The sequence below is a fragment of the Pseudomonas chlororaphis genome, from assembly GCF_001921865.1.
GTDB classification, from domain to species: domain Bacteria; phylum Pseudomonadota; class Gammaproteobacteria; order Pseudomonadales; family Pseudomonadaceae; genus Aquipseudomonas; species Aquipseudomonas chlororaphis_D.
This window is the reverse complement of sequence record NZ_MSCT01000019.1, coordinates 114,627-139,947: the sequence shown is the minus strand read 5'-3', so window position 1 is coordinate 139,947 and position 25,321 is coordinate 114,627. Positions and strand designations below refer to the sequence as shown.

29 protein-coding genes are annotated in these 25,321 nt (G+C 60.5%); 15 read left to right on the top strand and 14 right to left on the bottom strand.

Annotated elements, in window-relative coordinates; translation table 11 throughout:
- Window positions 1-53: 53 nt before the first annotated feature.
- Window positions 54-1,535, bottom strand: coding sequence for a methyl-accepting chemotaxis protein (locus BTN82_RS20775; RefSeq protein ID WP_075120984.1), 1,482 nt, complete (start codon window positions 1,533-1,535; stop codon window positions 54-56).
- A gap of 85 nt (window positions 1,536-1,620) precedes the next feature.
- Complete coding sequence (locus BTN82_RS20770; RefSeq protein ID WP_075120983.1) at window positions 1,621-2,427, bottom strand: TatD family hydrolase; 807 nt, start codon at window positions 2,425-2,427, stop codon at window positions 1,621-1,623.
- A 235-nt stretch (window positions 2,428-2,662) separates the two neighbouring features.
- On the opposite strand from BTN82_RS20770, the gene BTN82_RS20765 reads away from it, so the two are divergent.
- From BTN82_RS20765 to BTN82_RS20755, 3 genes are all read left to right on the top strand, one after another.
- Window positions 2,663-4,084, top strand: a complete 1,422-nt coding sequence (locus BTN82_RS20765; protein ID WP_075120982.1) for a transglycosylase SLT domain-containing protein — start codon at window positions 2,663-2,665, stop codon at window positions 4,082-4,084.
- Window positions 4,085-4,185: 101 nt separating this feature from the next.
- Complete coding sequence (locus BTN82_RS20760) at window positions 4,186-4,620, top strand: DoxX family protein (RefSeq protein WP_075120981.1); 435 nt, start codon at window positions 4,186-4,188, stop codon at window positions 4,618-4,620.
- A 260-nt stretch (window positions 4,621-4,880) separates the two neighbouring features.
- Window positions 4,881-5,189: a hypothetical protein gene (locus tag BTN82_RS20755; protein ID WP_075120980.1), complete on the top strand. Its 309-nt coding sequence runs from the start codon at window positions 4,881-4,883 to the stop codon at window positions 5,187-5,189.
- 73 nt (window positions 5,190-5,262) lie between these two features.
- Here BTN82_RS20755 and BTN82_RS20750 read toward each other — a convergent pair whose 3' ends face one another.
- On the bottom strand, window positions 5,263-5,892 hold the full coding sequence (locus tag BTN82_RS20750) for a response regulator transcription factor (protein WP_007931372.1): 630 nt from the start codon (window positions 5,890-5,892) through the stop codon (window positions 5,263-5,265).
- Window positions 5,893-6,455: 563 nt separating this feature from the next.
- Here BTN82_RS20750 and greB point away from each other — a divergent pair.
- Complete coding sequence (gene greB / locus BTN82_RS20745; RefSeq protein ID WP_075120979.1) at window positions 6,456-6,929, top strand: transcription elongation factor GreB; 474 nt, start codon at window positions 6,456-6,458, stop codon at window positions 6,927-6,929.
- 12 nt (window positions 6,930-6,941) lie between these two features.
- On the opposite strand, the gene BTN82_RS20740 is transcribed toward greB, so the two are convergent.
- Together BTN82_RS20740 and BTN82_RS20735 are read right to left on the bottom strand one after the other, a co-directional pair.
- Window positions 6,942-9,446, bottom strand: a complete 2,505-nt coding sequence (locus tag BTN82_RS20740; protein WP_075120978.1) for an ABC transporter permease — start codon at window positions 9,444-9,446, stop codon at window positions 6,942-6,944.
- A complete protein-coding gene (locus BTN82_RS20735; RefSeq protein ID WP_075120977.1) occupies window positions 9,446-10,129 on the bottom strand; it encodes an ABC transporter ATP-binding protein in 684 nt (227 codons plus the stop codon). Before BTN82_RS20735 ends, BTN82_RS20740 begins: the two co-directional genes overlap by 1 nt.
- Before the next feature lie 10 nt (window positions 10,130-10,139).
- On the opposite strand from BTN82_RS20735, the gene BTN82_RS20730 reads away from it, so the two are divergent.
- From BTN82_RS20730 to BTN82_RS20720, 3 genes are all read left to right on the top strand, one after another.
- Window positions 10,140-10,745, top strand: a complete 606-nt coding sequence (locus BTN82_RS20730) for an arylesterase (protein WP_075120976.1) — start codon at window positions 10,140-10,142, stop codon at window positions 10,743-10,745.
- A gap of 56 nt (window positions 10,746-10,801) precedes the next feature.
- Complete coding sequence (locus tag BTN82_RS20725; protein WP_007931378.1) at window positions 10,802-11,095, top strand: hypothetical protein; 294 nt, start codon at window positions 10,802-10,804, stop codon at window positions 11,093-11,095.
- Between the two features lie 118 nt (window positions 11,096-11,213).
- Window positions 11,214-12,182: a L,D-transpeptidase family protein gene (locus BTN82_RS20720; RefSeq protein WP_075120975.1), complete on the top strand. Its 969-nt coding sequence runs from the start codon at window positions 11,214-11,216 to the stop codon at window positions 12,180-12,182.
- 126 nt (window positions 12,183-12,308) lie between these two features.
- On the opposite strand, the gene oprI is transcribed toward BTN82_RS20720, so the two are convergent.
- Window positions 12,309-12,560: an outer membrane lipoprotei OprI gene (oprI, locus tag BTN82_RS20715; protein WP_003172710.1), complete on the bottom strand. Its 252-nt coding sequence runs from the start codon at window positions 12,558-12,560 to the stop codon at window positions 12,309-12,311.
- Window positions 12,561-13,227: 667 nt separating this feature from the next.
- On the opposite strand from oprI, the gene BTN82_RS20710 reads away from it, so the two are divergent.
- Complete coding sequence (locus BTN82_RS20710; RefSeq protein ID WP_007931380.1) at window positions 13,228-13,509, top strand: GNAT family N-acetyltransferase; 282 nt, start codon at window positions 13,228-13,230, stop codon at window positions 13,507-13,509.
- Between the two features lie 60 nt (window positions 13,510-13,569).
- On the opposite strand, the gene BTN82_RS20705 is transcribed toward BTN82_RS20710, so the two are convergent.
- Together BTN82_RS20705 and BTN82_RS20700 are read right to left on the bottom strand one after the other, a co-directional pair.
- Window positions 13,570-14,646: a 3-deoxy-7-phosphoheptulonate synthase gene (locus BTN82_RS20705; protein ID WP_075120974.1), complete on the bottom strand. Its 1,077-nt coding sequence runs from the start codon at window positions 14,644-14,646 to the stop codon at window positions 13,570-13,572.
- Window positions 14,647-14,777: 131 nt separating this feature from the next.
- Entirely contained in the window at window positions 14,778-15,221 is a 444-nt protein-coding gene (locus BTN82_RS20700) for a PilZ domain-containing protein (protein WP_075120973.1), read from the bottom strand.
- On the opposite strand from BTN82_RS20700, the gene BTN82_RS20695 reads away from it, so the two are divergent.
- The 5 genes from BTN82_RS20695 to cysB all read left to right on the top strand — a co-directional run bounded on the left by BTN82_RS20695 (window position 15,220) and on the right by cysB (window position 19,172).
- Complete coding sequence (locus BTN82_RS20695) at window positions 15,220-15,606, top strand: thioredoxin family protein (protein WP_075120972.1); 387 nt, start codon at window positions 15,220-15,222, stop codon at window positions 15,604-15,606. The genes BTN82_RS20700 and BTN82_RS20695 overlap by 2 nt on opposite strands.
- Window positions 15,606-16,562, top strand: coding sequence for a putative 2-dehydropantoate 2-reductase (locus tag BTN82_RS20690; RefSeq protein WP_075120971.1), 957 nt, complete (start codon window positions 15,606-15,608; stop codon window positions 16,560-16,562). The genes BTN82_RS20695 and BTN82_RS20690 overlap by 1 nt, the downstream gene beginning before the upstream one ends.
- A gap of 23 nt (window positions 16,563-16,585) precedes the next feature.
- Window positions 16,586-17,491, top strand: coding sequence for a 5'-nucleotidase (locus BTN82_RS20685; protein WP_075120970.1), 906 nt, complete (start codon window positions 16,586-16,588; stop codon window positions 17,489-17,491).
- Window positions 17,492-17,584: 93 nt separating this feature from the next.
- The gene (locus BTN82_RS20680) at window positions 17,585-18,085 is read left to right on the top strand and encodes a universal stress protein (RefSeq protein WP_075120969.1); all 501 of its coding nucleotides are present in this window, start codon (window positions 17,585-17,587) and stop codon (window positions 18,083-18,085) included.
- A gap of 112 nt (window positions 18,086-18,197) precedes the next feature.
- Window positions 18,198-19,172, top strand: a complete 975-nt coding sequence (gene cysB / locus BTN82_RS20675; protein ID WP_007931387.1) for an HTH-type transcriptional regulator CysB — start codon at window positions 18,198-18,200, stop codon at window positions 19,170-19,172.
- A gap of 13 nt (window positions 19,173-19,185) precedes the next feature.
- Here the strand turns inward: cysB and BTN82_RS20670 are convergent, their stop codons facing one another.
- Both BTN82_RS20670 and BTN82_RS20665 read right to left on the bottom strand, forming a co-directional pair.
- Complete coding sequence (locus tag BTN82_RS20670) at window positions 19,186-19,668, bottom strand: transcription elongation factor GreAB (RefSeq protein WP_075120968.1); 483 nt, start codon at window positions 19,666-19,668, stop codon at window positions 19,186-19,188.
- Between the two features lie 2 nt (window positions 19,669-19,670).
- Window positions 19,671-20,066: a hypothetical protein gene (locus BTN82_RS20665; protein ID WP_075120967.1), complete on the bottom strand. Its 396-nt coding sequence runs from the start codon at window positions 20,064-20,066 to the stop codon at window positions 19,671-19,673.
- A gap of 123 nt (window positions 20,067-20,189) precedes the next feature.
- On the opposite strand from BTN82_RS20665, the gene earP reads away from it, so the two are divergent.
- Together earP and BTN82_RS20655 are read left to right on the top strand one after the other, a co-directional pair.
- Window positions 20,190-21,323 carry an elongation factor P maturation arginine rhamnosyltransferase EarP gene (gene earP, locus BTN82_RS20660; RefSeq protein ID WP_075120966.1) on the top strand — a complete coding sequence of 378 codons (1,134 nt, stop codon included), beginning with the start codon at window positions 20,190-20,192 and terminating at the stop codon, window positions 21,321-21,323.
- Between the two features lie 48 nt (window positions 21,324-21,371).
- Window positions 21,372-21,944: an elongation factor P gene (locus BTN82_RS20655; RefSeq protein WP_007931398.1), complete on the top strand. Its 573-nt coding sequence runs from the start codon at window positions 21,372-21,374 to the stop codon at window positions 21,942-21,944.
- Window positions 21,945-22,029: 85 nt separating this feature from the next.
- Here the strand turns inward: BTN82_RS20655 and BTN82_RS20650 are convergent, their stop codons facing one another.
- From BTN82_RS20650 to BTN82_RS20635, 4 genes are all read right to left on the bottom strand, one after another.
- Complete coding sequence (locus BTN82_RS20650) at window positions 22,030-23,043, bottom strand: alpha/beta hydrolase (protein ID WP_075120965.1); 1,014 nt, start codon at window positions 23,041-23,043, stop codon at window positions 22,030-22,032.
- Between the two features lie 40 nt (window positions 23,044-23,083).
- Window positions 23,084-23,503 carry an organic hydroperoxide resistance protein gene (locus BTN82_RS20645; RefSeq protein ID WP_075120964.1) on the bottom strand — a complete coding sequence of 140 codons (420 nt, stop codon included), beginning with the start codon at window positions 23,501-23,503 and terminating at the stop codon, window positions 23,084-23,086.
- Window positions 23,504-23,772: 269 nt separating this feature from the next.
- Entirely contained in the window at window positions 23,773-24,234 is a 462-nt protein-coding gene (locus BTN82_RS20640) for a MarR family winged helix-turn-helix transcriptional regulator (RefSeq protein ID WP_075120963.1), read from the bottom strand.
- A gap of 75 nt (window positions 24,235-24,309) precedes the next feature.
- Window positions 24,310-25,260, bottom strand: coding sequence for a LysR family transcriptional regulator (locus BTN82_RS20635; protein WP_075120962.1), 951 nt, complete (start codon window positions 25,258-25,260; stop codon window positions 24,310-24,312).
- Between the last annotated feature and the right edge of the window lie 61 nt (window positions 25,261-25,321).

The window sequence follows — 25,321 nt, the reverse complement described above, 5'->3', positions numbered from 1 at the left end:
GGGGAGCGCTGGCAGCCAGGCGGGTTTCTGCCGGAGCGAAAGGGCGTTGGGGGTTACAGCTTCAATTGACCGATGGCCTTGCTCAGCTCTCCAGCCAGGGTCGCCAGTTCGTTGCTGGTGGTGGCCGAATCGACGGTCTGTTGCACGGTATTCTCGGTGACGTCGCGGATACTCACCACCGCGCGATTCATCTCTTCCGCCACCTGGCTCTGTTGTTCGGCCGCCACGGCAATCTGGGTATTGCTTTCGCGCATCTGGGCCACGGCTGCGGTGATTTCCGCCAGCGCCTCGCCGGCCTCCTGGGCCTGCTGTACGCAATCATCTGCCTTGAACGAGCTTTCCTGCATGAAGTCCACCGCGTCGCGGGTACCGGCCTGCAGCGCGGCGACCATTTGGGTGATTTCGTCGGTAGAGGTCTGTACCCGTTTGGCGAGGTTACGCACTTCATCGGCAACCACCGCGAACCCGCGCCCCATTTCGCCGGCACGCGCGGCTTCGATCGCGGCATTGAGCGCCAGCAGGTTGGTTTGTTCGGCGATGCTGTGGATCACATTGACCACCCCGTTGATCTTCTGGCTGTCCTCGGCCAGGCGCTGGATCATTTCGGCGGTCTGTTGCACGCCGGTGGAGAGCCCGGAGATGGACTTCTGCACACGGCCCACCACTTCCTGGCCGCTGCCGGCGAGGGTGTCCGCGGTCTGCGAACGGTCCCGGGTCGCACCGGCATGTTGGGCAATGTGATAGACCGTGGCGGACATTTCGTTGATCGCTGTTGCCGCCTGATCGGTTTCGCTTTGCTGGCCGAGCATGCCGTGACGCACGTCGTTCATGCTCGACGCCAGGCGTGCGGCGCCGATATCCAGTTGTCGGGCGGTGTTGGCGACTGTGTTGACCACCCGTTGATACCCGGCCTGCATCGCATTGAAGGCGCTGGCCATCTGGCCGACTTCGTCGGCGCACGACAACGGGACCCGGGCCGATAGGTCGCCGGTCTCCTCCACATGCAGCATCACATCCTTGAGGGTGTTGAGTTGGCTAAGTAGAAAACGGATCAGCAGTTGCGAGGCGCAGAGCATCGCCAGCATCAGTACGAACACCGCCACGGCGTATTGGCTGAAGCGCTCGCTGAAGACCTGGCGTAGGCTTGGCCCATGGGCGAGGATCGCGAGCCGTTGGCCATCGGCTCGGGACAGCACGTGCGCGCCGATCAATGGGTTGTCGCCCAGCAGCGACATCTGCTTGAACGCTACCCAGCCATTGGCATTGTTCAATTCCGGGAGGGGGTGTCCGTCGAGGCTGGGAGTCTGGCCGGCGGTGAAGCTCAGCAGGTTTTCGGCGCTGGGCAGCGGTTGCCCCGAAGGCCATGCGCCAAGCAAGGTCGCCTGGAGCTGGGCCGCGTTTTGCGAGGCTTGGTTACGTGCCTGCTGTTCCAGTTGGACAGCGTAAAGGACCAGCAACAGGGTGGTCACGAAGGCAACTGCATTGACCGCCCAGAACTTGTATTTCAGTGAGATATTGCTGAGCCAGGCACCCATGGAAGGTCTTCTCTGATTAAGCGGAACAGTATTGGCAAGGTGCCATTATTGTGCCGCTATGCAGAGAGGAAAATCTTGATATGCGTCAAGCAATCTCGGGCAAGGCGAAGAAGGCGCGGGCACAGGCGGTACTGTGGGCCGCCAGCTCTTCCTGGCTTTCGCCGCGATGCAGGGCTACCTCGCGCAACACTTCGGTCAGGTAGGCCGGTTCGTTGCGGCCGTTCTTCGGTTTGGGGCGCAGGCTGCGTGGCAACAGATAGGGGGCGTCGCTTTCGAGCATCAAGCGGCCGCGGGGAATCTCGCGTACCAGCGGGTGCAGATGAGTACCGCGGCGTTCGTCGCAGATCCACCCGGTGATGCCAATGTGCAAGTCGAGGTCCAGGTAGCTGAACAGGGCGCGCTGCTCGCCGGTGAAACAATGCACGACTACGGCGGGCAAGCGGTCGCGGAAATCGCGGACTATTTCCAGCAGGCGCTGGCTGGCGTCGCGTTCGTGGAGGAAAACCGGCAGTTGCAGTTCAGCGGCGAGGGCCAGATGTTCCTCCAGCACTTTTTCCTGCTGGGCGCGAGGGGAGAAGTCCCGGTTGAAGTCCAGGCCGCATTCGCCCACGGCCTTGACGCTGGGCTCCAGGAGCAGGCTGCGCAGGCGCTGTGCGCTATCGGTATTCCAGTCGCTGGCGCAGTGGGGGTGAATACCGGCGGTAGAGAACAATTGGCGAGCGCTTTCGTCCAGTTCTCGTGACAACTCGAGCGCCTGTTCGCTGCCTTCGACGCTGGTACCGGTGAGCACCAATTGGCAGACGCCGGCGGCATAGGCACGGTCCAGGACAGCGCGATGTTTTTCGGCGAAACTCGGGTTGGTCAGGTTGACGCCGATATCGATGAGTTGCATGGTGCTATCTCCGCCTGCGGCCGGAAAGCATATCAGAGCTGTAGATTTATAAGAAAAGCGAAGAACTACAACGAGTTGAAGCTGTCTCTTGATGCCTGAGACAGGTAACGACAGGTTTGCCTGACGTGTTCATGCCAGTTTTTTGCATCTTGTCAGCGCTCTAGGCGCTCTGTTTCTGTCGCCCGATTTCTCGCCCGTGAGCAAGAAACCGGACAGTATTCTTCCCGGAGAGCGGATGACGCGACCCTCGGTTTTGCTAGCGTTGTGCTTGTCGTTGCTGCTGCCCCTGCCGGCGGTAGCGCGCTTGGCTGGCCCTCCGGAAGCGGCTGCCGCGGGCAAGGTTCGCGACCTGGCGGAGATTCGCGGCAGCCGGGTCTTGCGGGTCTTGGTCAACCAGAGTCGTAACAGCTCCGGGGAAGTCCAGGGCCAGGCCATTGGTGTCGAGTACCATCGTCTGCGTGCTTTTGAGCAATACCTCAACGGCCATGCCCGCGACGGCCAGGAAATCAGCCTCAAGATCATCCCCAAAGCCAAGGATCAATTGCTCGGTGCGCTGCAGCGCGGCGAGGGCGACCTGGTCGCGCCGGGAGAGCTGCTGGAGGCCTTGCCGGGCCAGGCGGTAAGCCCCAGTGAGCCGGTCGCCAGTAACGTGCCGTTGCTACTGGTGGGGGTCAAGGGCGAACGGCGCTACACGCGTCCCGAACAACTCTCCGGCAAGACCCTGACCCTGACCACGGGCAGTGCCGCCGGGGACGCGGTGAGCCAGCTCAACCAGAAGTTGGCGTTGCACAAGCTGGCGCCGATCAAGGTCGAATGGGTCGACCCGAGCCTGGCAGTCGAAGATGTCCTGGAAATGGTCCAGGGCGGAATCTTTCACCTGACCATCGTCGAAAAACCTATCGCCGAACGCTGGGGCAAGGTCCTGCCGAAGCTGCGTTTCGATCGGCAGCTGGTCATCAGCGAGCCTGGCGAGGAGCACTGGTTCGTGCGGCGCGATGCTTCTATGCTGCGGGCGAGCATCGATCGTTTCCTCAAGGTCTACAAGGCGCCGGCGGATCAAGACGTTGCCTTCTTGCGTATCTATCGACGCCTGTATCAGGTGCATAACCCGTTGACGCGCGCCGATCGCCAGCGCCTGGAAAAGCTGCGTCCGGTGTTGCAAAAACATGCCGATGCCCAGGGTATGGACTGGTTGAACCTGGCAGCCCTGGCCTTCAAGGAGTCGTCGTTGCAGCCCAACGCCCGAAGCGGCAGCGGCCCGACAGGCCTGATGCAGATTACCCCGTCAGCTGGCCAGCGAGTGGGGGTCAACAATGTTCAGACGCTCGACAATAATGTGCTGGCCGGAGCCAAGTACCTGGCGCTGATCCGGCGCAAATTTTTTGCCAGCCCCAAGCTCAACGAGCGCGAGCGCATGGCGTTCGTCCTGGCGGCTTACAACATGGGGCCGGAACGGGTGCAGGGGATGCGGACCGAAGCCCGGCGGCGCGGTTTGAATCCCAATCAATGGTTTTTCCAGGTCGAGCGCATTGCCATGGAGCAGGTCGGGATGGGCGCTGTCAGCTATGTTAATAGCGTCAACAAGTACTATCTGGCGTTTGACCGGGAGCGGGAGTCGTTGGAGCCGCAAGCGCGCAAGGTCGTCTCACGGAAATAATCGATAAAATAGATTGTTATGCTGCTATTTTTGCACTTTTAACATGAATTTTTGTGATTAATATAGCGACCAATTCCCAACACTACAAAGGACTACACAGCATGAGCACATTGATCAAAACCGTACTGAGCACCCGTGCAGGCTATGGCCTGACTGTCCTGCGAGTTTTTGTCGGCATCATCTTCGCCGCCCACGGCGCACAAAAGCTTTTTGGCCTGTTTGGTGGTTATGGGTTGGAAGGAACGGCGCAGTGGATGGAAAGCATCGGCCTGGCGCCAGGTCATCTGATGGCATTGCTGGCGGGCGGTACCGAGTTCTTTGGTGGCCTGGCGTTGATTGTCGGCCTGTTGGCGCGCCCTGCCGCGTTGGGGCTGAGCTTCACCTTGCTGGTAGCGATTTTCTCCGTGCATATCAGCAATGGCTTGTTCATGGCGAACAACGGTTACGAGTTCGCCCTGGCGTTGCTCGGTGGCACCGTTGCGGTTTTGCTTGAAGGCGCGGGCAAACTCTCCCTTGATGCGGCAATTGCCAAGTAACCTCCGGTAGATGCCCAAAGGCCCGCTTGTAGCGGGCCTTTTTCGTTGCTGATTTCATGATTGGGGATTCTTGACACTACCCCATCGGCTTCTCTAGGATTGTTGCCCATGCGCCGATTTAAACAGCTACTTGCGGGGCGCCAGGTGATCAGGAACATCGCCGATAGAAGCTTCAAGCAAGCTTCGAAATACCGCTAAAGCGCTGGTTCGGTGTTGCCTCTCACCTGCCCGGCAGAAAATTGAGGCTGAGACACGACACGATGAATGCACTTCACCCTCCTGTACGTCTTGCGCCGATCACGGCGAACCTTGTCCAGCGCAATCCAAAAATTCTTCTTTGCGGTACACACCAGCCGACGTTGTTGCGCTATCTCGATGGCTGGCCACGCCGCAGCGCTGGTCCTTCGGCATTCCTGATCCAGTTCATCGAAGACGGCGAATCCCTGGCGCGTTTTGCCAACGATAGTTTTGATCTCGCGGTGATACAGGCACCCAGTTCGGAAAATGCCGCCGAAGTCATCAAGCATCTGACCCGTGTTGCTCGACAGGGGTTGATCACCCGTCGGTAGTGATCAACCTGGCTGTCGAAGCGGGTATTTACTGACGCGTGAGTCCTGGCTAAAGGCCCCTCATTCGGCAGCCTTAGACTACGGAGTTGCGCTTGGCCAGTTCCGCCAGCGCTACCAGGTTGGATACGTTGAATCGTTTTAGCAACCTGACTTTATAGGTGCTGACCGTCTTGTGACTGATCAAGAGCGCATCTGCGATTTTCTGGTTGTTGAGACCGCTTGCCAGCAGTTTCAGTACGGTGATTTCCCGATCGGTCAGTTGCGCAATCAACACACTTTCCTGGCAGGCGGCATTGGTGTTTTGTTGCAAGGTGCTGATGGTGTCTTCGGGGAAGTAACTATACCCCGACAATATGGCCTTTACGGCATTGGCCAGTTCGTTCAGGTTGTCGTTCTTGCACAGGAAACCTGCCGCACCGGCTTGTAGGCAGCGCAGTGCGAAGTTCTTGGAGTTGCTGGAAGTCAGCACCAGGGTCTTTATCGGCAGCCCTGCAGACTTTATATGGGAGATAACGGAAAAACCGTCGAGGTTGGGTATGTTCAGGTCCAGGATGAGTAGGTCAGGAAGATGCTTGCGCACCAGCTGGACGGCATCGGCGCCATTGTCTGCCTCTGCGACGATGTTGTGTTCGTGAGGTTCCAGGACGGTTCTGATAGCAAGTCGAATCAACGGATGGTCGTCGACGATAATGATACTTCCCATGCAAGCTGTCTCGATATTTGGCGGATTATCTTTAGGCATATTATCCACCCCATCTGAAAAACAAATCAGACGAATCTTATAGTTGCGGTGGACTGCTGAATAAGCTTTTGCCTGCACGCGTCAGAGTCAGTCGCAGACCTTGTTTTCCTGGGCTTGGAGGGTTTGTAAGGAGAGGTTTTTTGTTTGCCTTCTCGAAGAGGGGCCGTCGTTGATGTGTCAAGGGTACTGGCTTTCTCTGGGGAAGCATCTGGTTGATTTGGTGCAGGGAGTGAATTTGGTACTTTGAAAAGTTAAAGGTAAATGGCGGGTGGGTATTGGTTTTTGTGTACTTTTATTTGTTCTTTTGGTGGGTTGTTTTTTGTGTTTTAAGTTCTAATTCGGTTTGGTTGGGCCGTAGGGTATTTACTTATGTGCTTTTATAGAAGCCCTGTCTTGTGTTGTCGCTAACGAGGTAGAGCGGGGCGAATGGGTTCCTTTATCATGGCGCCAGAGAGGGCGAGGCTGGCGCCATTTATCCAACAATGCTGAACGGCCGATAGGCGTCGCACGGGGAATTTGACCAATTGAGTACCAAGCTCATTACGCAGGAAGGCTTCGAGGCTCTGAAAAGCGAGCTGGATTACCTGTGGCGGGAGAAACGCCCGGATGTGACACAAAAAGTCACCTGGGCGGCGTCCCTGGGGGACAGAAGCGAAAACGCCGATTACCAGTACAACAAGAAGCTCTTGCGGGAAATCGACCGCCGGGTCCGCTACCTGCGCAAGCGCCTCGAAGACATGAAGGTCGTGTCTTATTCGCCGGAACAGGAGGGGCGGGTGTTTTTCGGTGCTTGGGTCGATATCGAGAACGAAGAGGGTGAAACCAAGCGCTTCCGTATCGTGGGTTACGACGAGATCTATGGACAGAAGGACTACATTTCTATCGATTCGCCCATGGCCCGGGCGCTGTTGAAAAAAGAAGTCGGCGACGAAGCGCTGGTACAGACCCCGGGCGGGGAAATGTGCTGGTGGATCAATCAGATCGACTACGTGAAATAAGCAGCGAGGGGCTTACCCCTCGCGCAGTACGGTCAGTGGGCTGGCGTTCAATGCCCGGCGTGTTCCATAGACGCCGGCAGCACCGACCAGCAAAGCCCCGATAACGGGCAAAAGCAGTAGCCAGGGATGGGGCTGCCAAGGCAGGTCGAAGGCAAACCGGTACAGCACCAGGCTGACCAATTCTGATCCCAGTGCTGCCAGCAATCCGCTGACAGCTCCCAACAGTCCGAACTCGATGCGTCTGGCCTTGACCAGCAACTGTCGCTCCGCTCCCAGTGCACGCAGCAGGGCGCCCTGGCGAATGCGTTCGTCCAGAGTGGCTTGCAGTCCGGAAAACAGTACGGCCATACCTGCGGCCAGGACAAACAGCAGCACGTACTCCACGGCCAGGGTGACCTGGGCCAGAATGCTGCGCAGTTGTTCGAGCAGCGCTTCCACTTGCAGGATGGTCACCGCGGGGAACGCCCTGGACAGCTCCACCACCTGCTGGTCGTGACCGGCGGCCAGATAAAAGCTGGTCAGGTAAGTGGCCGGCAGGTCCTTCAGGGTGCCGGGCTGGAAGATCATGAAGAAGTTGGGTTGGAAGTTATCCCAATTGATTTCCCGCAGACTGGTCACTCGGGCCTCGCGATTGACCCCACCGACACTGAACGTTAGCTGGTCGCCGAGCTTGAGCTTCAGGCTTTCGGCCACCTTGGATTCGACTGAGACGCCGGGCAAATCCCCCTCTGGTTGTTGTGTCCACCACGAGCCGCTGGTGATTTTGTTGCCTGTCGGCAGATCCGCAGCCCAGGTCAGGCTCAAGTCCCGCTGCACCGCTCGGTCGCCGCTGGAGTCCTTGCTGACGATAGCCTGGACCGGTTCGCCGTTGATGCTGATCAGTCGTCCCGGCACCACCGGGTACAGGGGCGCGGAAGGGGCGGAAAGCGCCATCAGTTTGTCGCTGAAGGCTTGTTTGTCCGCAGGCAGGATATTCAGCGCAAAGTAATTAGGGGCGTCTTTGGGCAACTGGTTTTGCCAGGTATCGAGCAGTTCTCCACGCAACAGGGCAATCAAGGCCATCGACAGCAGAATCAGGCCAAAGGCCAGGGATTGCCCGGCGGCGGCCAATGGATGTCGCAGCAATTGGCCCAGGCCAAGGCGCCACGGCAGCGAGGCCTTGGCCAGCAGGCGACGCAGGCTCTGCAAGGCCAGCAGCAGTAAACCGCCCAGGAGCAGCGCGGCGATGACGCCGCCGCCAAGCAAGGCGAAGGTCAGCAGCAGATCCAGGCTCAGGCGCCACATGATCAGGCCCAGGGCCAGCAATGCCGCGCCGTAGACCATCCAGGTGCTTGACGGGATTGGCAGCAGGTCGCGGCGCAATACTCGCAACGGCGGGACACGTCCCAGCGCTGCGAGAGGCGGCAAGGCGAAGCCGCCAAGGGCCACCAGCCCGGTACCGATACCGGCGACGGCCGGGAGCAGGCCGCCAGGAGGTACGTCATTTGGCAGCAGTTCGTGCAGCAGATAAAACAGCCCGAGTTGGGCGAGCCAGCCCAGCAGCGCGCCGACAACGCTGGCCAGGATGCCCAGAAGCGCCAGTTGCAGGGTGAACAACAGCATGGTCTCCCGACGGGACAGGCCCAGGCAGCGCAACAGGGCGCTGGCGTCGAAGCGCCGGGAGGCGAAGCGCGCCGCGGACAGGGCTACGGCGACGCCAGCCAGCAGAACCGCCACCAGGCTGGCCATGTTCAGGTAGCGTTCGGCCTTGCCCAGGGCGCCGCCGATCTGCCGGTTGCCATCGCGGGCGTCCTGAAGGCGTTGATTGGCCGCCAAGCCCGGCTTGATCAGTTGACGGTAGGTTTCCAGGGCCGCTCCGGGCCCGCGCCAGAGCTCCTTGTAGCTGACCCGGCTACCCGGTTGCACCACGCCGGTGGCGTCCAGGTCGCTCAGGTTGATCAGTACGCGGGGAGTCAGGCTGTAGAAGTTACCGGCACGATCCGGCTCGTAAGTCAGCACCCGGCTCAGGCGCAGGGTTTTCATGCCGACATCGATGCTGTCGCCGATTTTCAGATCCAGCGCAGTCAATAGACGGGCTTCGACCCAGGCTTCGCCGGGGCGCGGACCGCCACCGGTTTCTTCGGCTGCGTAAGGGGCCGGGGCGCTTTTCAGTTCTCCACGCAGCGGGTAGGCATCGTCCGCGGCCTTGATACTGGAGAGCTGGATGCCATTGTCGGTGGCGATCACGCTGGAGAACTCCACCACTTGCGCATGTTGCAGGCCGAGCTCCCGGCCGCTCTGGATCTGTTCCGGCCTTGCCGGCGAGCTGCTTTCAAGCAGCAGGTCGGCGCCGAGAAACTCCGTGGCGCGCAACAGCATTGCGCCATTGAGGCGCGCGCCGAAGTAGCCGATGGCCGTGCTGGCGGCTACCGCCACCACCAGGGCGAAGAACAATACCCGCAGTTCTCCGGCGCGGGCATCGCGCAGCAGCTGGCGAACGGCAAGGCTGAACAGGCGCAACAGCGGCAGGCGTGCCATCAAGGCTCCAGGGGGGCGACCAGCAGGCCGGCTTCGAGGCGGATCAGGCGCCGGCAACGATGGGCCAGGCGTTCGTCGTGAGTGACCAGGACCAGGGTCGTGCCGCTTTCCTTGTTCAGTTCGAACAACAGGTCGCTGATGCGCTCGCCGGTGTGGCTGTCGAGGTTGCCGGTCGGTTCGTCGGCGAACAGTACATCCGGCTCGGCAGCGAAGGCGCGGGCGATGGCTACCCGCTGTTGTTCGCCACCGGAGAGCTGGCGGGGCGAGTGGCTCAGGCGTTGCCCGAGTCCTACCCGCTGGAGCAGTTCCGTGGCCCGCTCGCGGGCATCGCGGCGGCCATCCAGCTCCATGGGCAGCATGACGTTTTCCAGGGCGTTGAGGCTGTCGAGCAGTTGGAACGACTGGAACACGAAGCCTACGTGCTCTGCGCGGACTCGGGCACGCTGGTCTTCGTCCAGCGTGTTCAGGGTGTGACCGGCCAGGATGACGTCGCCATTACTGGGCAGGTCGAGCCCGGCCAGCAGACCGAGCAGGGTCGATTTTCCGGAGCCGGAACTACCGACGATGGCCAGGCTGTCGCCCTTGTTCAGTTCCAGGCTGAGTTCGTGCAGGATGGTCAGTTCACCTTCCGCGCTGGGAACCACTTTGCTAAGGTTCCGCGCAGTGAGAATGCTTGCGCCCATGGAGAATCCGATGCGTGTGTGGTTTTTGAGTGCTGGCCTGGCCCTGATGTGCATGGCCCAGAACGCAGCGGCGGGTACAGTCCTGATCGTTGGCGATAGTATCAGCGCCGCTTTCGGCCTGGATACCCGGCAGGGTTGGGTGGCCTTGCTTGAACAGCGGCTCAAGAGCGAAGGTTTCAACGATAAGGTGATCAATGCTTCCATCAGCGGAGATACCAGCGCAGGAGGCCAGGCGCGGCTGCCGGCGCTGCTTGCAGAGCATAAGCCGGAGCTGGTGATTCTCGAGTTGGGAGGCAACGATGGCCTGCGCGGGCAGTTGCCCACGCAATTGCAACAAAATCTTGCTTCGATGATCGACAGCTCCAGGGCCAGCGGCGCCAAGGTGTTGCTGCTTGGCATGCAACTGCCGCCCAATTACGGCGTGCGCTATACCAAGGCGTTCGCCGAGGTGTACAGCACGCTCGCCAACGAAAAAAATGTCGCCTTGGTACCATTTTTTCTGCAGGGCGTTGGCGGCCATCCCGAGCTGATGCAGGCCGATGGCATCCACCCCGCGGCCAGTGCTCAGGGCCAGTTGCTGGAAAATGTCTGGCCGACGCTAAAACCGCTGCTTTGACGCTTTTCTACCGGCAGTGTTTCGGCTAATGTGGCGCCCCCGATTTGGAGCCCCCGATGCCGCGTCCCGCCTGGTCCCTGTTTGCCTACCAACTGATCGAGCCTGACGAGCAGCTGGATCTGTTCGCCTGCCAGGAAGTCCGGGTGCATCTGGTGACGCGTCAACTGGAGTTGGGCGGGTCTGCCGATCGCACGTTGTGCGGCACCTTGCTGCCTGCACAACCACGCTGGTCGAGCGTCGACCGGACCATTTTTCAGGATCAGCGTCTGTGCCCGTTGTGTCGGGCGATCCTCGAATCGCAGAAGCGTGGCACGCCACCGATCTGGCCAGAGTTGCGTTTCGAGCTGTAAGACCGCAAGTTTCTGCCCTGACCCGCTTCCTTGCGCTGGCGCAGCTGTCGCTCCCGCAGCCGCGGGGGCGGGTGTACAATCACTTTTTCACTCGTTGATCATGCGAAGGATTTTCCGGATGTTGCCGCGCTTTCCTGTCGTTACCCGCTGCCTGACGCTTGCCGCACTCTGTGTGGCTGGCCCCGTTGCCGCATTGGAACTGCCTCTCCCTCCGCCGGGCGAAGATATCGTCGGCCAGGTGCAGGTGATCAAGGCCAAGTACGAAGACACCTTCGCCGACCTGGGGACGACCTACGACCTGGGTTACTACGAGATGGTCGCGGCCAACCCGGGCGTCGACCCATGGTTGCCGGGCGCCGGTACCGAAGTGGTGTTGCCGACGCGCTTCATCCTGCCGCCAGGGCCTCGCGAAGGCATCGTGATCAACCTGGCCGAATACCGCCTGTACTACTACCCGAAAGGGCGGAACGTGGTGTACACCTTCCCGCTGGGTATTGGCCGTGAGGGGTGGGGGTCGCCGATTGCCCATACCAGCATTGTCGCGAAGACCCCGAATCCGACCTGGACGCCGCCGGCCTCGATCAAGGCCGAGCACGCGGCTGACGGCGATCCATTACCAAACGTCGTTCCGGCAGGACCTGACAACCCCTTGGGGCCCTTCAAGTTCACCCTGGGGACTCCGGGCTACCTGATCCACGGCTCGAACAAGAAGTTCGGTATCGGCATGCGTACCAGTCACGGCTGCTTCCGGATGTTCAACAACAACGTCCTGGAAATGGCGAGCATGGTGCCGGTGGGAACATCGGTGCGGATCCTCAACGATCCGTACAAGTTCGGTATCAGCGCTGGCAAGGTCTATCTGGAAGCCCACACGCCGCTGGACGACAAAGGCAACCCGTCGGTTGTCGACAAACACACGGCGGTGATCAACGCTTTGCTCAAGCGTGAAGACTTGGCCAATAACCTGCGAATGAACTGGGATGTGGTGCGCGACGTTGTGGCGGCGGAAGACGGCTTGCCGGTAGAAATTGCCGTGCCGACCAATGCACCGGTGGTGTCGGCGCTGCCTATCGATATGCAGCAGTAACAGCTGGAACAGCAACCCGTCGAGGCTCCAGGGCGTCGACGGGTTTTTTATTGCCGGAAGAAAAGCAGGCAATAAAAAAGCCGACCCAATAAATGGGTCGGCTTCGATAACAATCCCGAAGGACTATTACTTGCGGCTAGCTTTTTCCAGCATACGCAGAGCGCGCTCGTTAGCTTCGTCAGCAGTCTGTTGTGCTTTTTGAGCAGCAGCCAGAGCTTCATCAGCTTTACGGTAGGCTTCGTCTGCACGAGCCTGGGAGCGAGCTGCTGCGTCTTCAGTTGCAGTCAGACGAGCTTCGGTTTCTTTGGATACGCTGCTGCAACCGGTAGCCAGAACTGCGGCCAGAGCCAGAGCAGAGAATTTCAGAACGTTGTTCATCGTGTTCCCCTTCAAGGACTTTCTATTAAGTAGCTATCTCATCCGAGTGATGAAATGGCCGGCGTACATACTACCCATTACTTGTAGTAAGTAAACTGACGTAGCGCAAGAAGCAAAAAAAATTCTAGGCGTTGAATCTTTTTCGAGCAACTTTTTATCGTGCTGTATAAAAAATATGCAACCTTGTCGCCCTGTTCTCAGGGTGGGCTTGTTAACCACAACGGTCGTAGAACCCCTTCGCACGGCGTTTGCGGAGTGTAGGTCAAAGTCCATCTATATCGATTCGTCTACACTTTTGTTCAGAATCTGTGGGGCGTCTCACGCATCTTTGTCCATGTTGAGGTGACTTTAAACAGGTGAGGTCGTCTTAAATTTCAACATCCGGCGATGTTCAGGTTGTTGATCGTCAAGCAATTTGACCGAACGCTTTGCATGTATTGGGAACAGGCTCGAGGAAACAAACTGGCCCGGTGCCAGTAGCTAAACCACAAGCGTCCCTTGAGCATTGGCGCCAATGGTGCTTACTATCTGAAACGTGCTCGGTCATGCGAGAGCGGTAGGCTCTCCTCGGTGTCCAGACAGGCACGGGGTGGCGTAGTAGTTGTTCCTTCGCCGGAAAAACATCGGTAAGGTAGGGGTCAGAATCCAAGACCCGCGAGGAGTAGTGATGAGCGAGGCGTTGTCCATCCACCATGACCAGGCTGGTCATCAGTTCGAGACCAATGTGGACGGTCATCGTGCCTACCTGACCTATATGGACCTGGGTAAGCAGACCCTGGATATTTATCGGACGTTCGTACCTAACGCGCTGCGCGGCCGTGGCATTGCCGCGGCACTGACCGAGCAGGCCTTGGAATACGCTGATCGCATGGGCTACACAGTCATTCCATCGTGCTCATACGTGGAGCGCTATATGGAACGCCATCAGCGTCACGCCGCGAAACTCTGAGCGGGGACACACACAAAAACGCCGGGCTTGGCCCGGCGTTTTTGTGTGTGCAATACGGGATCAGCTGCGAACCCGTTTCGGCAGGACATCCTTGAGCTTGGCGTGCATGCCGCGCAGGGTCTTCTCGGTGCTTTCCCAGTCGATGCAGGCATCGGTGATCGATACGCCGTATTGCAGTTCGGCCAGGTCCTTGGGAATCGCCTGGCAGCCCCAATTCAGATGGCTTTCGACCATCAGGCCGATGATCGACTGGTTGCCTTCGAGAATCTGGTTGGCCACGTTCTCCATGACCAGAGGCTGCAGGGCCGGGTCCTTGTTGGAGTTGGCGTGGCTGCAGTCGACCATGATGTTCGGCTTGATCTTCGCCTTGCTCAGTGCCTGTTCGCACAGGGCAACGCTGACCGAGTCATAGTTCGGCTTGCCGTTGCCGCCGCGCAGAACCACGTGACCGTAGGCATTGCCCTTGGTCGTGACGATCGACACACCGCCTTCCTGGTTGATACCGAGGAAACGGTGAGGGCTGGAAACCGATTGCAGGGCGTTGATGGCAACGGTCAGGCCGCCGTCGGTGCCATTCTTGAAACCCACCGCCGAGGACAGGCCGGAAGCCATTTCGCGGTGCGTCTGGGATTCGGTGGTACGCGCGCCAATCGCCGACCAGCTGATGAGGTCCTGCAGGTACTGCGGGGAGATCGGGTCGAGCGCTTCGGTGGCGGTCGGCAGGCCCATTTCCGCCAGGTCCAGCAGCAGTTGGCGACCGATGTGCAGGCCGTCCTGGATCTTGAACGAGTCGTCCAGATACGGGTCGTTGATCAAGCCTTTCCAGCCAACGGTAGTCCGCGGTTTCTCGAAGTACACGCGCATCACCAGATACAGGGTATCGGAGACTTCGGCGGCCAGGACTTTCAGGCGCTCGGCGTACTCGTGGGCTGCCTTGATGTCGTGGATCGAGCAAGGGCCGATGACGACGAACAGGCGATGGTCGGTGCCATCGAGAATATTGCGGATCACTTCGCGACCCTTGGTCACGGTGCGCAAGGCAACGTCGCTCAACGGAATGTCGCGCTTGAGCTGGTCGGGAGTGATCAGGGTTTCGTTGGAGGCGACGTTAAGGTCGTTGATCGGTAAATCAGCCATCGTGTTACTCGTCAGGTCACGGGTGCCGGCCGCCAGCGATCCCCGCGCGGCGGAGCACAGCGGATTTAAGCGCGTCGGGGAGCCGAACCTTAGCGCGTTACACCGGGGCTCGACAATGGGCAGAGGTGGGTTTAATCCAGTGCTGGCTGCATAAAAGCCTGGTGAACCCGGTCGTGAGAGAACTCGGCGGCGTGCTGTTCGACCCATTGTTGAGCCAGGGCTTCGATTTGCTGTTGCTCGGCCTGGGGTTCATGCAGATGGCAGTAGCGGGCGATCTGACAGACCTGCTCGCTCATGCGCGCACGAAACAGCGTCTGTTCGTCGATGAAGGCGATCCCCACCAGATAGCCGCGCTTGCGGCGCAGGCACCAGGCCACGTAGCCGTTGTAGCAGGCGTTTTCTCCGAGGCTGGGCATGCGTACTTCCAGAGCGGTGCCGCGGCGCCAGGCGCGGTGATAATTGCAAGCCATGCCCCCGAGGCTGATAGTGTGCAACCGTTGACGCGAAATGCAGGCGTGCTTGCGCAGGGTCAGCTCAACCGGAACATCGTCAGGATGAGGAATGAAACGTCCCATGAACGCGGACTCCGAGTGTCGGCTATGTGACATTGTTTCCCCCAGTATAGTGGTCGAATTGGAGCTGACTGATTTCGATATCGATCAACGGCTGCTGGCGATGAGCGGTGTCTCGCTGGTGGTGTTCACCAGCGTCGGCTGTGCCAGTTGCCGTTGGGCCAGGCAACAGTTGCCCGGGTTCGCTCTGCCGGTCCAGCGGTTGTGCTGGATCGATGCCGGGAACAATGGCGGGGCGGTCGAGCGTTATCAGGTATTTCACTTGCCGGCACTGTTCGTGGTGCGCGACGGCGAGTTTTATGGGGCCTTACAGTCGCGCCTGACACCCGGCGAGCTCAGCGAGCATCTGGCTCAGGCGTTGAATCGAATTCCAGAGGAGTTGCCTTGATGGAAGCAGTTCATACGCCACGAATCGGCATTATCGGTACCGGTGCGATCGGTGGTTTCTACGGCATGTTGCTGGCCCGAGCCGGACTGGATGTGCACTTTCTGTTGCGCAGCGAGTTCTCGGCAGTGGCCGAGCGTGGCTTGCAGCTCAACAGCGCGGTGCATGGCGCGCTGACCTTGAATCCGGTCCAGGCCTATGCCAGCGCCGAAGACATGCCGCCCTGCGACTGGCTGCTGGTGGGCGCCAAGACCACCAGCAACGCCGAGTTGGCACCGGCAATCCTGCGCGCCGCGGCTCCAGGCGCCAAGGTGCTGGTGTTGCAGAATGGCCTGGATGTGGAAGACAGCTTGCGCGACCTGCTTCCCGATTCACTGCACGTGTTGGGCGGCCTGTGCTTTATCTGCGTGCACCGTGCCGGGCCGGGGGTGATCGAGCATCAGGCGCTGGGGGCGGTGAACCTGGGCTATCACAGCGGCCCGGCCGCGCAGGACGAGGCGCAGCGCCAGGCGCTGGTGGAAGAGGGCGCGGCATTGTTCCGCAAGGCCGGTATCGGTTCCCAGGCCATGGCCAACCTGCAACAGGCGCGCTGGCAGAAGCTGGTGTGGAACGTGCCCTATAACGGTTTGTCGGTGTTGCTCAAGGCCAGTACCACGCCGCTGATGGCCGACGCCGACAGTCGCGAGTTGATCCAGGCCTTGATGCAGGAAGTGGTAAGGGGAGCTCAGGCCTGTGGCCACAGCATGCCGGACGGCTATGCTGAGCACTTGTTCAAGATGACCGAAAGCATGCCGGACTATTGGCCAAGCATGTACCACGACTACCAGCACAAGCGCGCGTTGGAGTTGTCGGCGATTTACGCCGCACCACTGGCCGCGGCCAAGGCTGTGGGGTGCGAGCTGCCGAAAATGGAAGCCTTGTATCAGGCGTTGAGATTTATCGACCGGCATAACGGTTGATTGCAGCATCGGGGGGAAGCGATATGGCAAAGGGCTTGGGCGGTAAACTGGTGGTGGCGATCTCGTCGCGGGCCCTGTTCGATCTGAGCGATAGCCATAAGGTCTATCTGGCCGAGGGGGTCGAGGCCTACCGCAAGTATCAGATCGATCACGAGGAGGAAACCCTCGAGCCGGGCGATGCGTTCCCCTTGGTGAAAAAGCTCCTGAGCCTCAATGCCAGCCTTGGCCGAGCGCGGGTCGAGGTGGTGCTGGTTTCACGTAATAGCGCCGACACCGGCCTGCGGGTTTTCAACTCGATTCAACACTATGGCCTGGACATTTCCCGGGCCGCTTTTGTCGGAGGGCGCAGCCCTTATCCCTATCTCGCGGCCTTTGGCTGCGACCTGTTTCTTTCCACCCACGCCGAAGACGTGCGCAGTGCGCTGGATGCCGGTTTTGCCGCGGCGACCATTCTTTCCGGCGGTGCTCGTCGCGCCGCCAGCGCCGAACTGCGGATCGCCTTCGATGGCGACGCGGTACTGTTTTCCGACGAGTCGGAGCGGGTCTATCAGCTGGGTGGCCTGGAGGCTTTCCAGGCCAAGGAGCGTGAGTCCGCTCGCGAGCCGTTGCGGGGCGGGCCGTTCAAAGGCTTCCTCGCGGCGCTCAATCTGTTGCAGCGCGAGTTCCCCGACGATGGCTGTCCGATCCGCACCGCCTTGGTGACCGCGCGTTCGGCACCGGCCCATGAGCGGGTGATTCGTACCCTGCGCGAATGGGATATCCGTCTGGACGAGTCGCTGTTCCTGGGCGGGCTGGAGAAAGCTGCCTTTCTCGAGGCTTTCGCCGCCGATGTGTTTTTCGACGATCAGGCCGGTCATTGCGAGCTGGCGCGGGAAGTGGTCGCCACTGGCCATGTACCCCACGGCATCAGCAACGAAACCAAGGTTTAGCTCAATATCCACGGGCTCGCGTGGGGCGTCGTGGTGGCCTTGGCACTGCTAAGCTGAGTCAATCTCCGCCATATTGGCAGTCGAGGAGGTCATATGATTCGTTCGATGCTGTATGCCACTGACCTCGGTCTGTACGCGCCCTACGTGATGCAGCATGCCCTGGAACTGGCTCGAACATTCAATGCCGACTTGCACGTGGTCCATGCAGTGGAGCCCATGGGGCTGTTTGCCGAATCGGTGTTGCAGAGTTATCTCGACGAGCAGGCGCTGAACGAATTTCACAGCCAGGGCCTGAACACGGTGATGGCGAATATCGAACAGCGGGTGCTCGACAGTTTTCGCGAGGAGCTGGGGGAGGGCATGCAGGATCTGGCTTTGATTCAGTCGGTCAGGGTGTTCCAGGGGGACCCCTCGCACGTCATTCTCGAGCAGGCGTCGAAACTCTCTGTGGATTTGTTGATCGTAGGAAGTCACAGCCATGGGGCGGGCGGTGAGACTCCACTGGGCAGGACCGCAGCCAGGGTCCTGCAACTGGCCAAGGTTCCGGTTTACCTGGTGCCTTTGGTGCAGCGTCGGCGGCTCGGAGATATCTGAAGGGGTTATTGGAATTTTCTGAGGAAAAGTTCTAGATTTATTCGTCAAACCATTCATATAGTTATATACCGTCGCTGATACCCGTGGCGTCTACCTGCTTTGAGGGATTCATATGAAGCTTCAACAATTGCGCTACATCTGGGAAGTGGCGCACCACGACCTCAACGTTTCCGCTACAGCCCAAAGCCTCTACACCTCGCAACCGGGTATCAGCAAGCAGATCCGCCTGCTCGAGGACGAGTTGGGCGTCGAGGTGTTCGCCCGTAGCGGCAAGCACCTGACCCGCGTCACCCCGGCCGGCGAGCGCATCATCACCACCGCCGGCGAGATCCTGCGCAAAGTCGAAAGCATCAAGCAGATCGCCCAGGAGTTCTCCAACGAGAAAAAGGGCACCCTGTCGATCGCCACTACCCACACCCAGGCTCGTTATGCCCTGCCGCCGGTGATCAGCAGCTTTATCAAGCAGTACCCGGACGTAGCGCTGCACATGCATCAAGGCTCGCCGATGCAGATCGCCGAAATGGCCGCCGATGGCACCGTCGACTTCGCCATTGCCACCGAAGCGCTGGAACTGTTCGGCGACCTGGTAATGATGCCGTGCTACCGCTGGAACCGTTGCGTGGTGGTGCCGCAAGGCCACCCGCTGACCAAGCTGCCGAAGCTGACCCTGGAAACCCTGGCCGAATACCCGATCGTGACCTATGTATTCGGTTTCACTGGCCGCTCCAAACTCGACGAAGCCTTCAGCCATCGCGGCCTGACGCCGAAGGTGGTGTTCACCGCCGCCGACGCCGACGTGATCAAGACTTACGTGCGCCTGGGCCTGGGCGTGGGCATCGTCGCCAAGATGGCGGTCGATACCAAGCTCGACAGCGACCTGGTGGTGCTGGATGCCAGCGAGTTGTTCGAGTCGAGCATCACCAAGATCGGTTTCCGTCGCGGTACTTTCCTGCGGGGCTTCATGTGCGACTTCATCGAGAAGTTCGCTCCGCACCTGACGCGCGAAGTGATGGCCAAGGCCATTCAGTGCCACAACAAGCAGGAACTCGAAGAGTTGTTCGACGGCGTCGAACTGCCGGTCCACTAAATCCTCGCCTGGCTCACTTCACCTCGGTGACAGCGAACTGTTGCCGAGCGCCGGCGACGACAATCTCCAGTTCATCCCCCTCGAACTTGCCCAGCAGGCCTTGGCCCAGCGGCGAGCGAGGGGTGATGACCGTCACCGGTTGCCCCACCACGTCGACCTTCAACCCCGCACCATCTGGCGCCAGGAACAGCCATTGTTCGTGGCCGTTTCCGTCCTCGAGACCCAGTAGCGCACCGACCTGGATACCGACCTGTTCGTCGTATGGACGCAGGGTCAGGTTCTGGCAGAGCGCCAGGGCCTGGCGGATTTCCTCGACCCGCTTGGCCTGGCCGGCGGCAAGGTAGGACGCCTCCAGCCCCAGGGTGTCGTACTTGTTCTCGGCAATGTTCTCTTCATGGGTCGCCGCCTCGTAGGCGGTTTGCGCGGCGCGTTGGGCGATATCCAGGTCGCTGCGCAGCTTATCGAGAATCAGTTGGTGGACCGTAGGCTTGTGCATGATCAATCGCAGAATTGCAGGACGTTGGCCCGGCTTTTTTCGCTGGGTGCCGTCTGGTCCTGTTGCAACCAGAACTGGCATTTCGGGTTGGACTGGTTGCGCAGGTTGCTGCGGGCGTTATCCAGTGCCTGTTGCTGCTCGTTCTTGCGCAGGTTTTCCTGATACTGCTCGAACAGGCGGTTGGGCGCTTCCGGCTCGGCACGTGGCGGCTGGGCCAGTCGTTGCATCGCCTGGGCCACGGGCGCCATCGGCTGCTCGAAGACAAAACGCCCGGCCAGCCAACAGGTCAGGGCGATCGCCAGAAAGCCCAGCCACAATCCCAGGGCAATGCTGCCGCTGAGTTGAAGTACGTTTACGCTGATACGTAAAGGGCGACGGGGTGTCGGGCGATAGGGCATGGCAGCCTCCTGGCAGGCGGTGTCGGGCAAGCGTCGATTGTCGCACGAAGATTATCGGCGTTGGCCCTTCTGTCAGTGGCGATTTATGCGGACAATCGGCGCCTTTGCCAAATGGAGCCCGGAATGAAAGCCACCTGGGATATTTTCTGCAGCGTCGTCGACAACTACGGCGATATCGGCGTGACCTGGCGTCTGGCCCGGCAACTGGTGGCCGAACATCGGTGCGCGGTGCGGCTGTGGGTGGATGACCTGCGGGCCTTCGAGCGCTTGTGTCCGCCGATCGACGCCGCTTCGCCCCAGCAGTGGCAGGAAGGGGTCGATGTGCGCCAATGGCCGGTCGAGTGGTTGCCGGTGGCTGCCGCCGATGTGGTGATCGCCGCCTTTGCCTGCCAGTTGCCGCCGGCTTATATGGAGGCCATGGCCGAGCGCGAGCGTACCCCGCTGTGGCTGAATCTCGATTACCTCAGCGCCGAGGCCTGGGTGACGGGGTGCCATGGCCTGCCCTCGGTGAAATTCAAAGGGGTGCAGAAGTACTTTTTCTTTCCCGGGTTTCAAGCCGGCACGGGCGGCTTGTTGCGGGAAACGGGGTTGCTAGAGCGGCGCCGAGCGTTCCAGCAGGACCCGTTGGCACGCCGCGGCTTTCTCGAAGGGCTGGGGGTCTTTGCCGCGCCCGATGCGCGGCTGATGTCGCTGTTCGCCTATGAGAACACCGGCTTGGCCAGCTGGCTGGAGGCGCTGGCCGGCGATTCGCAGGCCACTCATCTGCTGGTGCCCGAGGGGCGGATTCTCGGCGATGTGCAGAACTGGCTGGGTGTCGAGGCGTTGACGGCGGGGGCGGTGCAAGTCCGTGGCGCTTTGACGGTGCAGGTGCTGCCGTTCGTCCGGCAACAAGCGTATGACCAACTGCTATGGGCGTGCGATTTCAACGCCGTTCGCGGCGAGGATTCGTTCGTTCGCGCGCAGTGGGCTGGCCGGCCGATGCTCTGGCACATTTATCAACAGGACGAAGACGTCCATCTGGACAAGCTCGACGCCTTTCTCGAGCTCTATACCCAAGGCCTGTCGCCCGAGGCCAAGGCGGCGCTGATCGGTTTGTGGCGGGGCTGGAATGCCGGAGGCGAGATGGCCCAAGGCTGGAAAAAACTGCTCGAACACTGGCCGGAAGTGGCGGCCCACGCCGAAAAATGGTGTCTGGAACAGGGCTCGCAGCCCGATCTTGCTGCGGCGCTGGTGCAGTTTTACCTAAATTGGATATGATACGCGGCCTAGATTTTTGTAAATCCCATCCAAATTCGGATATTCGCAATGAAAACTGGTAAAGAACTCAAACCCGGTACCGTGATCCGTATCGACAACGATCCTTGGCTGGTTCAGAAAGCTGAATTCACCAAGTCCGGTCGTAACAGCGCGATCATGAAGACCAAGCTGAAGAACCTGCTGACCGGTTACAAGACCGAAACCGTTTACGGTGCGGACGACAAACTGGACGACGTGATCCTGGATCGCAAAGAAGCGACCCTGTCGTTCATCAGCGGTGACACCTACACGTTCATGGACACCACCGACTACACCATGTACGAGCTGAACGCCGAAGATATCGAAGCCGTTCTGCCGTTCATCGAAGAAGGCATGACCGACGTTTGCGAAGCCGTGTTCTTCGAAGACCGTCTGGTTTCCGTTGACCTGCCGACCACCATCGTGCGCCAGGTTGACTACACCGAAGGTTCCGCTCGCGGCGATACTTCGGGCAAGGTGATGAAGCCTGCCAAACTGAAGAACGGTACCGAGCTGAGCGTTGCCGACTTCATCGAAATCGGCGACATGATCGAGATCGACACTCGCGAAGGCGGCTCCTACAAAGGCCGCGCCAAGGTTTAAGCCCTGCTTGAATCCTCGCGTACAAAAAAGCCCGACCATCGAGTCGGGCTTTTTTGTGCCTGGAGTTCCTGCTTGAGGCCGGGCCTTACTTCAGGCGTTGCTTGAGCTCTTCGGACGCTTGCAGCAGCGCCGAGCGAACCGCGGGCACCTGGCTGACCACGTTGAGCAGGCCGTAGTCGTGGATCATCCCGTTGTAGCGTACCGAGGTGACCGGCACGCCGGCTTCGTCCAGCTTGCGGGCATAGGCTTCGCCTTCGTCGCGCAGCACATCGGCGCCGGCAGTCTGGATCAGCGCGGGCGGCAGGCCCTTGAGCTGGGCGCTGGTGGCGCGTAACGGCGAGGCGTAGATCTCGTTACGCTGCTGGGCGTCGGTGGTGTAGTTGTCCCAGAACCACTTCATCATGTTTCTGGTAAGGAAGTGCCCCTCGGCATACTGGTTGTACGAGGCGGTCTCGAAGTTCGCATCGGTGACCGGCCACAGCAGCAGTTGGAAGCGGATCGCTGGCGTACCCTTGTCCTTGGCCATCAGGCTGACCACGGCCGCCATGTTGCCGCCGACGCTGTTGCCGGCAACGGCCAGGCGCTTGCCGTCGACGTTGATTTCCCGGCCATGCTCGGCCACCCAGCGGGTGGCCGCATAAGCCTGGTTGATCGCCACCGGGTAATGCGCCTCCGGAGACGGTGTGTAGTTGACGAATACCGCCGCCGCCCCGGAGCCTACCACCAGATCCCGCACCAGGCGTTCGTGGGTCGGGAAATCCCCCAGCACCCAGCCGCCGCCGTGGAAAAACATGAACACCGGCAGCGTGCCTTTGGCCCCGGCCGGCCTGACGATGGTCAGGTCGATGGCCCGGCCGTCGACATCGATGGTCTTCTGGCTGACATCCGCCTTGGGCAGCGTCAGCTTGACCCCGGCCTGGGCGCCGACCAGCACGGCCCGCGCTTCTTTTGCACTCAGCTGTTCCATCGGTTTGCCGCCACCGGCATTCAGGGCGTCGAGGAACGCCTGGGTGTTGTGCTCGACCCCGCCTTGCGCGAACGCGGTGTTGATGGACAGGGCGAGCAGGCCGCCGGTCAAGGTTTTGCCGAAAGTGTTCATGTGTGTCTCCTGGTCGGTGCGGGCGCTGGCGCGCAGCGGGTTAGACAGTCACGTGCAGACGTACGTCGACGTTGCCGCGGGTAGCGTTGGAGTAAGGGCAGACCTGGTGAGCCGCTTCGACCAGGGAGTGCGCGTCTGCTTGTTCAAGGCCTGGCAGGCTGATGTGCAGGTCGATGTCCAGGCCGAAACCACCGGGGATCTGGCCAATGCCGACATGGGCGGTGATCGAGGCGTTGTCCGGAATCTTGCGTTTGCTCTGGCTGGCGACGAATTTCAGGGCGCCGATAAAGCACGCGGAATAGCCGGCGGCGAAGAGTTGTTCCGGGTTGGTGGCCTGGCCGCCAGCCCCGCCCAGCTCCTTGGGAGTGGAGAGTTTGACGTCGAGGATGTTGTCACTGGAAACAGCACGGCCATCACGGCCACCGGTTGCGGTTGCGACAGCGGTATAGAGAGTTTGCATGGTGTGAGCCTCTTGGGGTTTTAATATTGCGCTAAATATTTGCGCGCTAAGTAAGTGCGAAATAAATGTATCGCTCAAATATTTTGTGCGCAAGATATTTTTTTGAAAAAAACCGAAAAAATCTTCGTTTCTGGATAAGCGACTGATTTGGATATTTTTTTTCAGAAAACTTTTTCGGCGCGGGAGCCGGGAGGCGGGACGAGCCGCGAGCAAGCTCGCTCCCGCAGAGGCACTGCGATGTCTGCGGGGGCTGGCTCGCGCTGGGGCTGTTAAAGGCTGTCTTGCAGGTGGCCGCGCAGGTTCAGCAGGTCGCCCTGCAATTGGCGCAATTGTTCCAGGGTCAGGCCGCTGGCCCCGAGAATGCACTGCGGAATGCTGCGCGCCCGGCTGTGCAGGGCGCGGCCTTGCTCGGTCAGCTCGATGATCACCACCCGTTCGTCTTCGCGGCTGCGGGTCCGGCTCAACAGGCCTTCGGCTTCCAGGCGCTTGAGCAAGGGCGTCAAGGAGCCGGGATCGGTCAGCAGGCGGCTGCTGATTTCGCCGACGGTCAGGCCGTCCTGTTCCCAGAGCACCATCATCGCCAGGTACTGGGGGTAGGTCAGGCCCAGTTCCTGCAGCAAGGGTTTGTAGACTTTGGTCATCAGCAGCGAAGTCGAATGCAGGGCGAAACACAGCTGGTTATCCAGCAGCAGCTCGTCGCAGGTATCCAGGGTGGAGCGTTTGGTGGTCATGGTCAGGCCTTGGTCGTTACTCGCCCTGAATCTAGCGGGCGAATCTTTAATGCGCCAGATAATTCTTGCCGGCCCTCACCCCATGGCGCTTTGCAGGGCCAGGTCCCAGGGCGGTATCGGGCTGAAGCGGGTCTTCAGGTATTCCAGCAACAGGCGGCTGCGGGCGTTGGTGTGCTGTTCCAGGCGCAGGGCGTAGATGCCGGCGCTTTCCGGTTTCGGCAGACCCGTTTCGCAGAACAGCGGCAGCAGTTCGCCGCGCAGCAGGTATTCGCTGGCCAGCCAGGTTGGCAGGTGGGCGATGCCCAGGCCGGCCAGGGCACCGGACAACAGGGCCTCGGCATTGTTGGCGCTCAGGCGGATGCGTTGCGGACGGTGGGTCTGCACTTGCCCGTCGAGTTCGAAGCGCCAGGCGAACAGCGGGGCCAGGCCATCCCAGTCGAGGCCGTCGTGCTGGCTCAGTTCGGCGGGGTGGGTCGGGGTGCCGCGCAGCTTGAGGTAGGCCGGGCTGGCGCAGGCGATCCGCACGATGCTCGCCAATGACGTCGCGACCATGCGGGTGTCGACCCTTTGCCCCGCGCGCAACACCAGATCGACCTTGCCCAGGTGCGAGCCCTGCATGTCGACGAAGCTGTCGATCAGGTGCAGTTGTACATCCAGCCCCGGATACAGCATCAGGAAATCGGCGATCGCCGGGGCCAGGTGGCGGCGACCGAACGCCGCCGGGGCGTCGATGCGGATCAGGCCTTCGGGCGCATGGCTCAAGGACACTGCTTCCGCCCGGGCCAGTTGCAGTTCGGCGACGATGCGCCGGGCGCGTTCGGCGAAGGCCTGGCCCGCCGCGGTGGCCACCACGGCATGGGTGGTGCGCATGAACAGTTTGCTGCCGACGGCGTTTTCCAGGCTGTCGATGCGGCGGGCCACCGCTGAGGGGGTCAGCGGATGCCGGCGGGCGGCGGCGGAAAAACTCCCGGCTTCCAGCACATCGAGGAACAGGCCGAGCTGGTCGGTGAGGGCGTTGGGGTTCATGGCGGGCAATTGCCTTTGCGAAATTGGCAAAGCCATTGTGCGTTGCTGTGCGTTTCCGCGC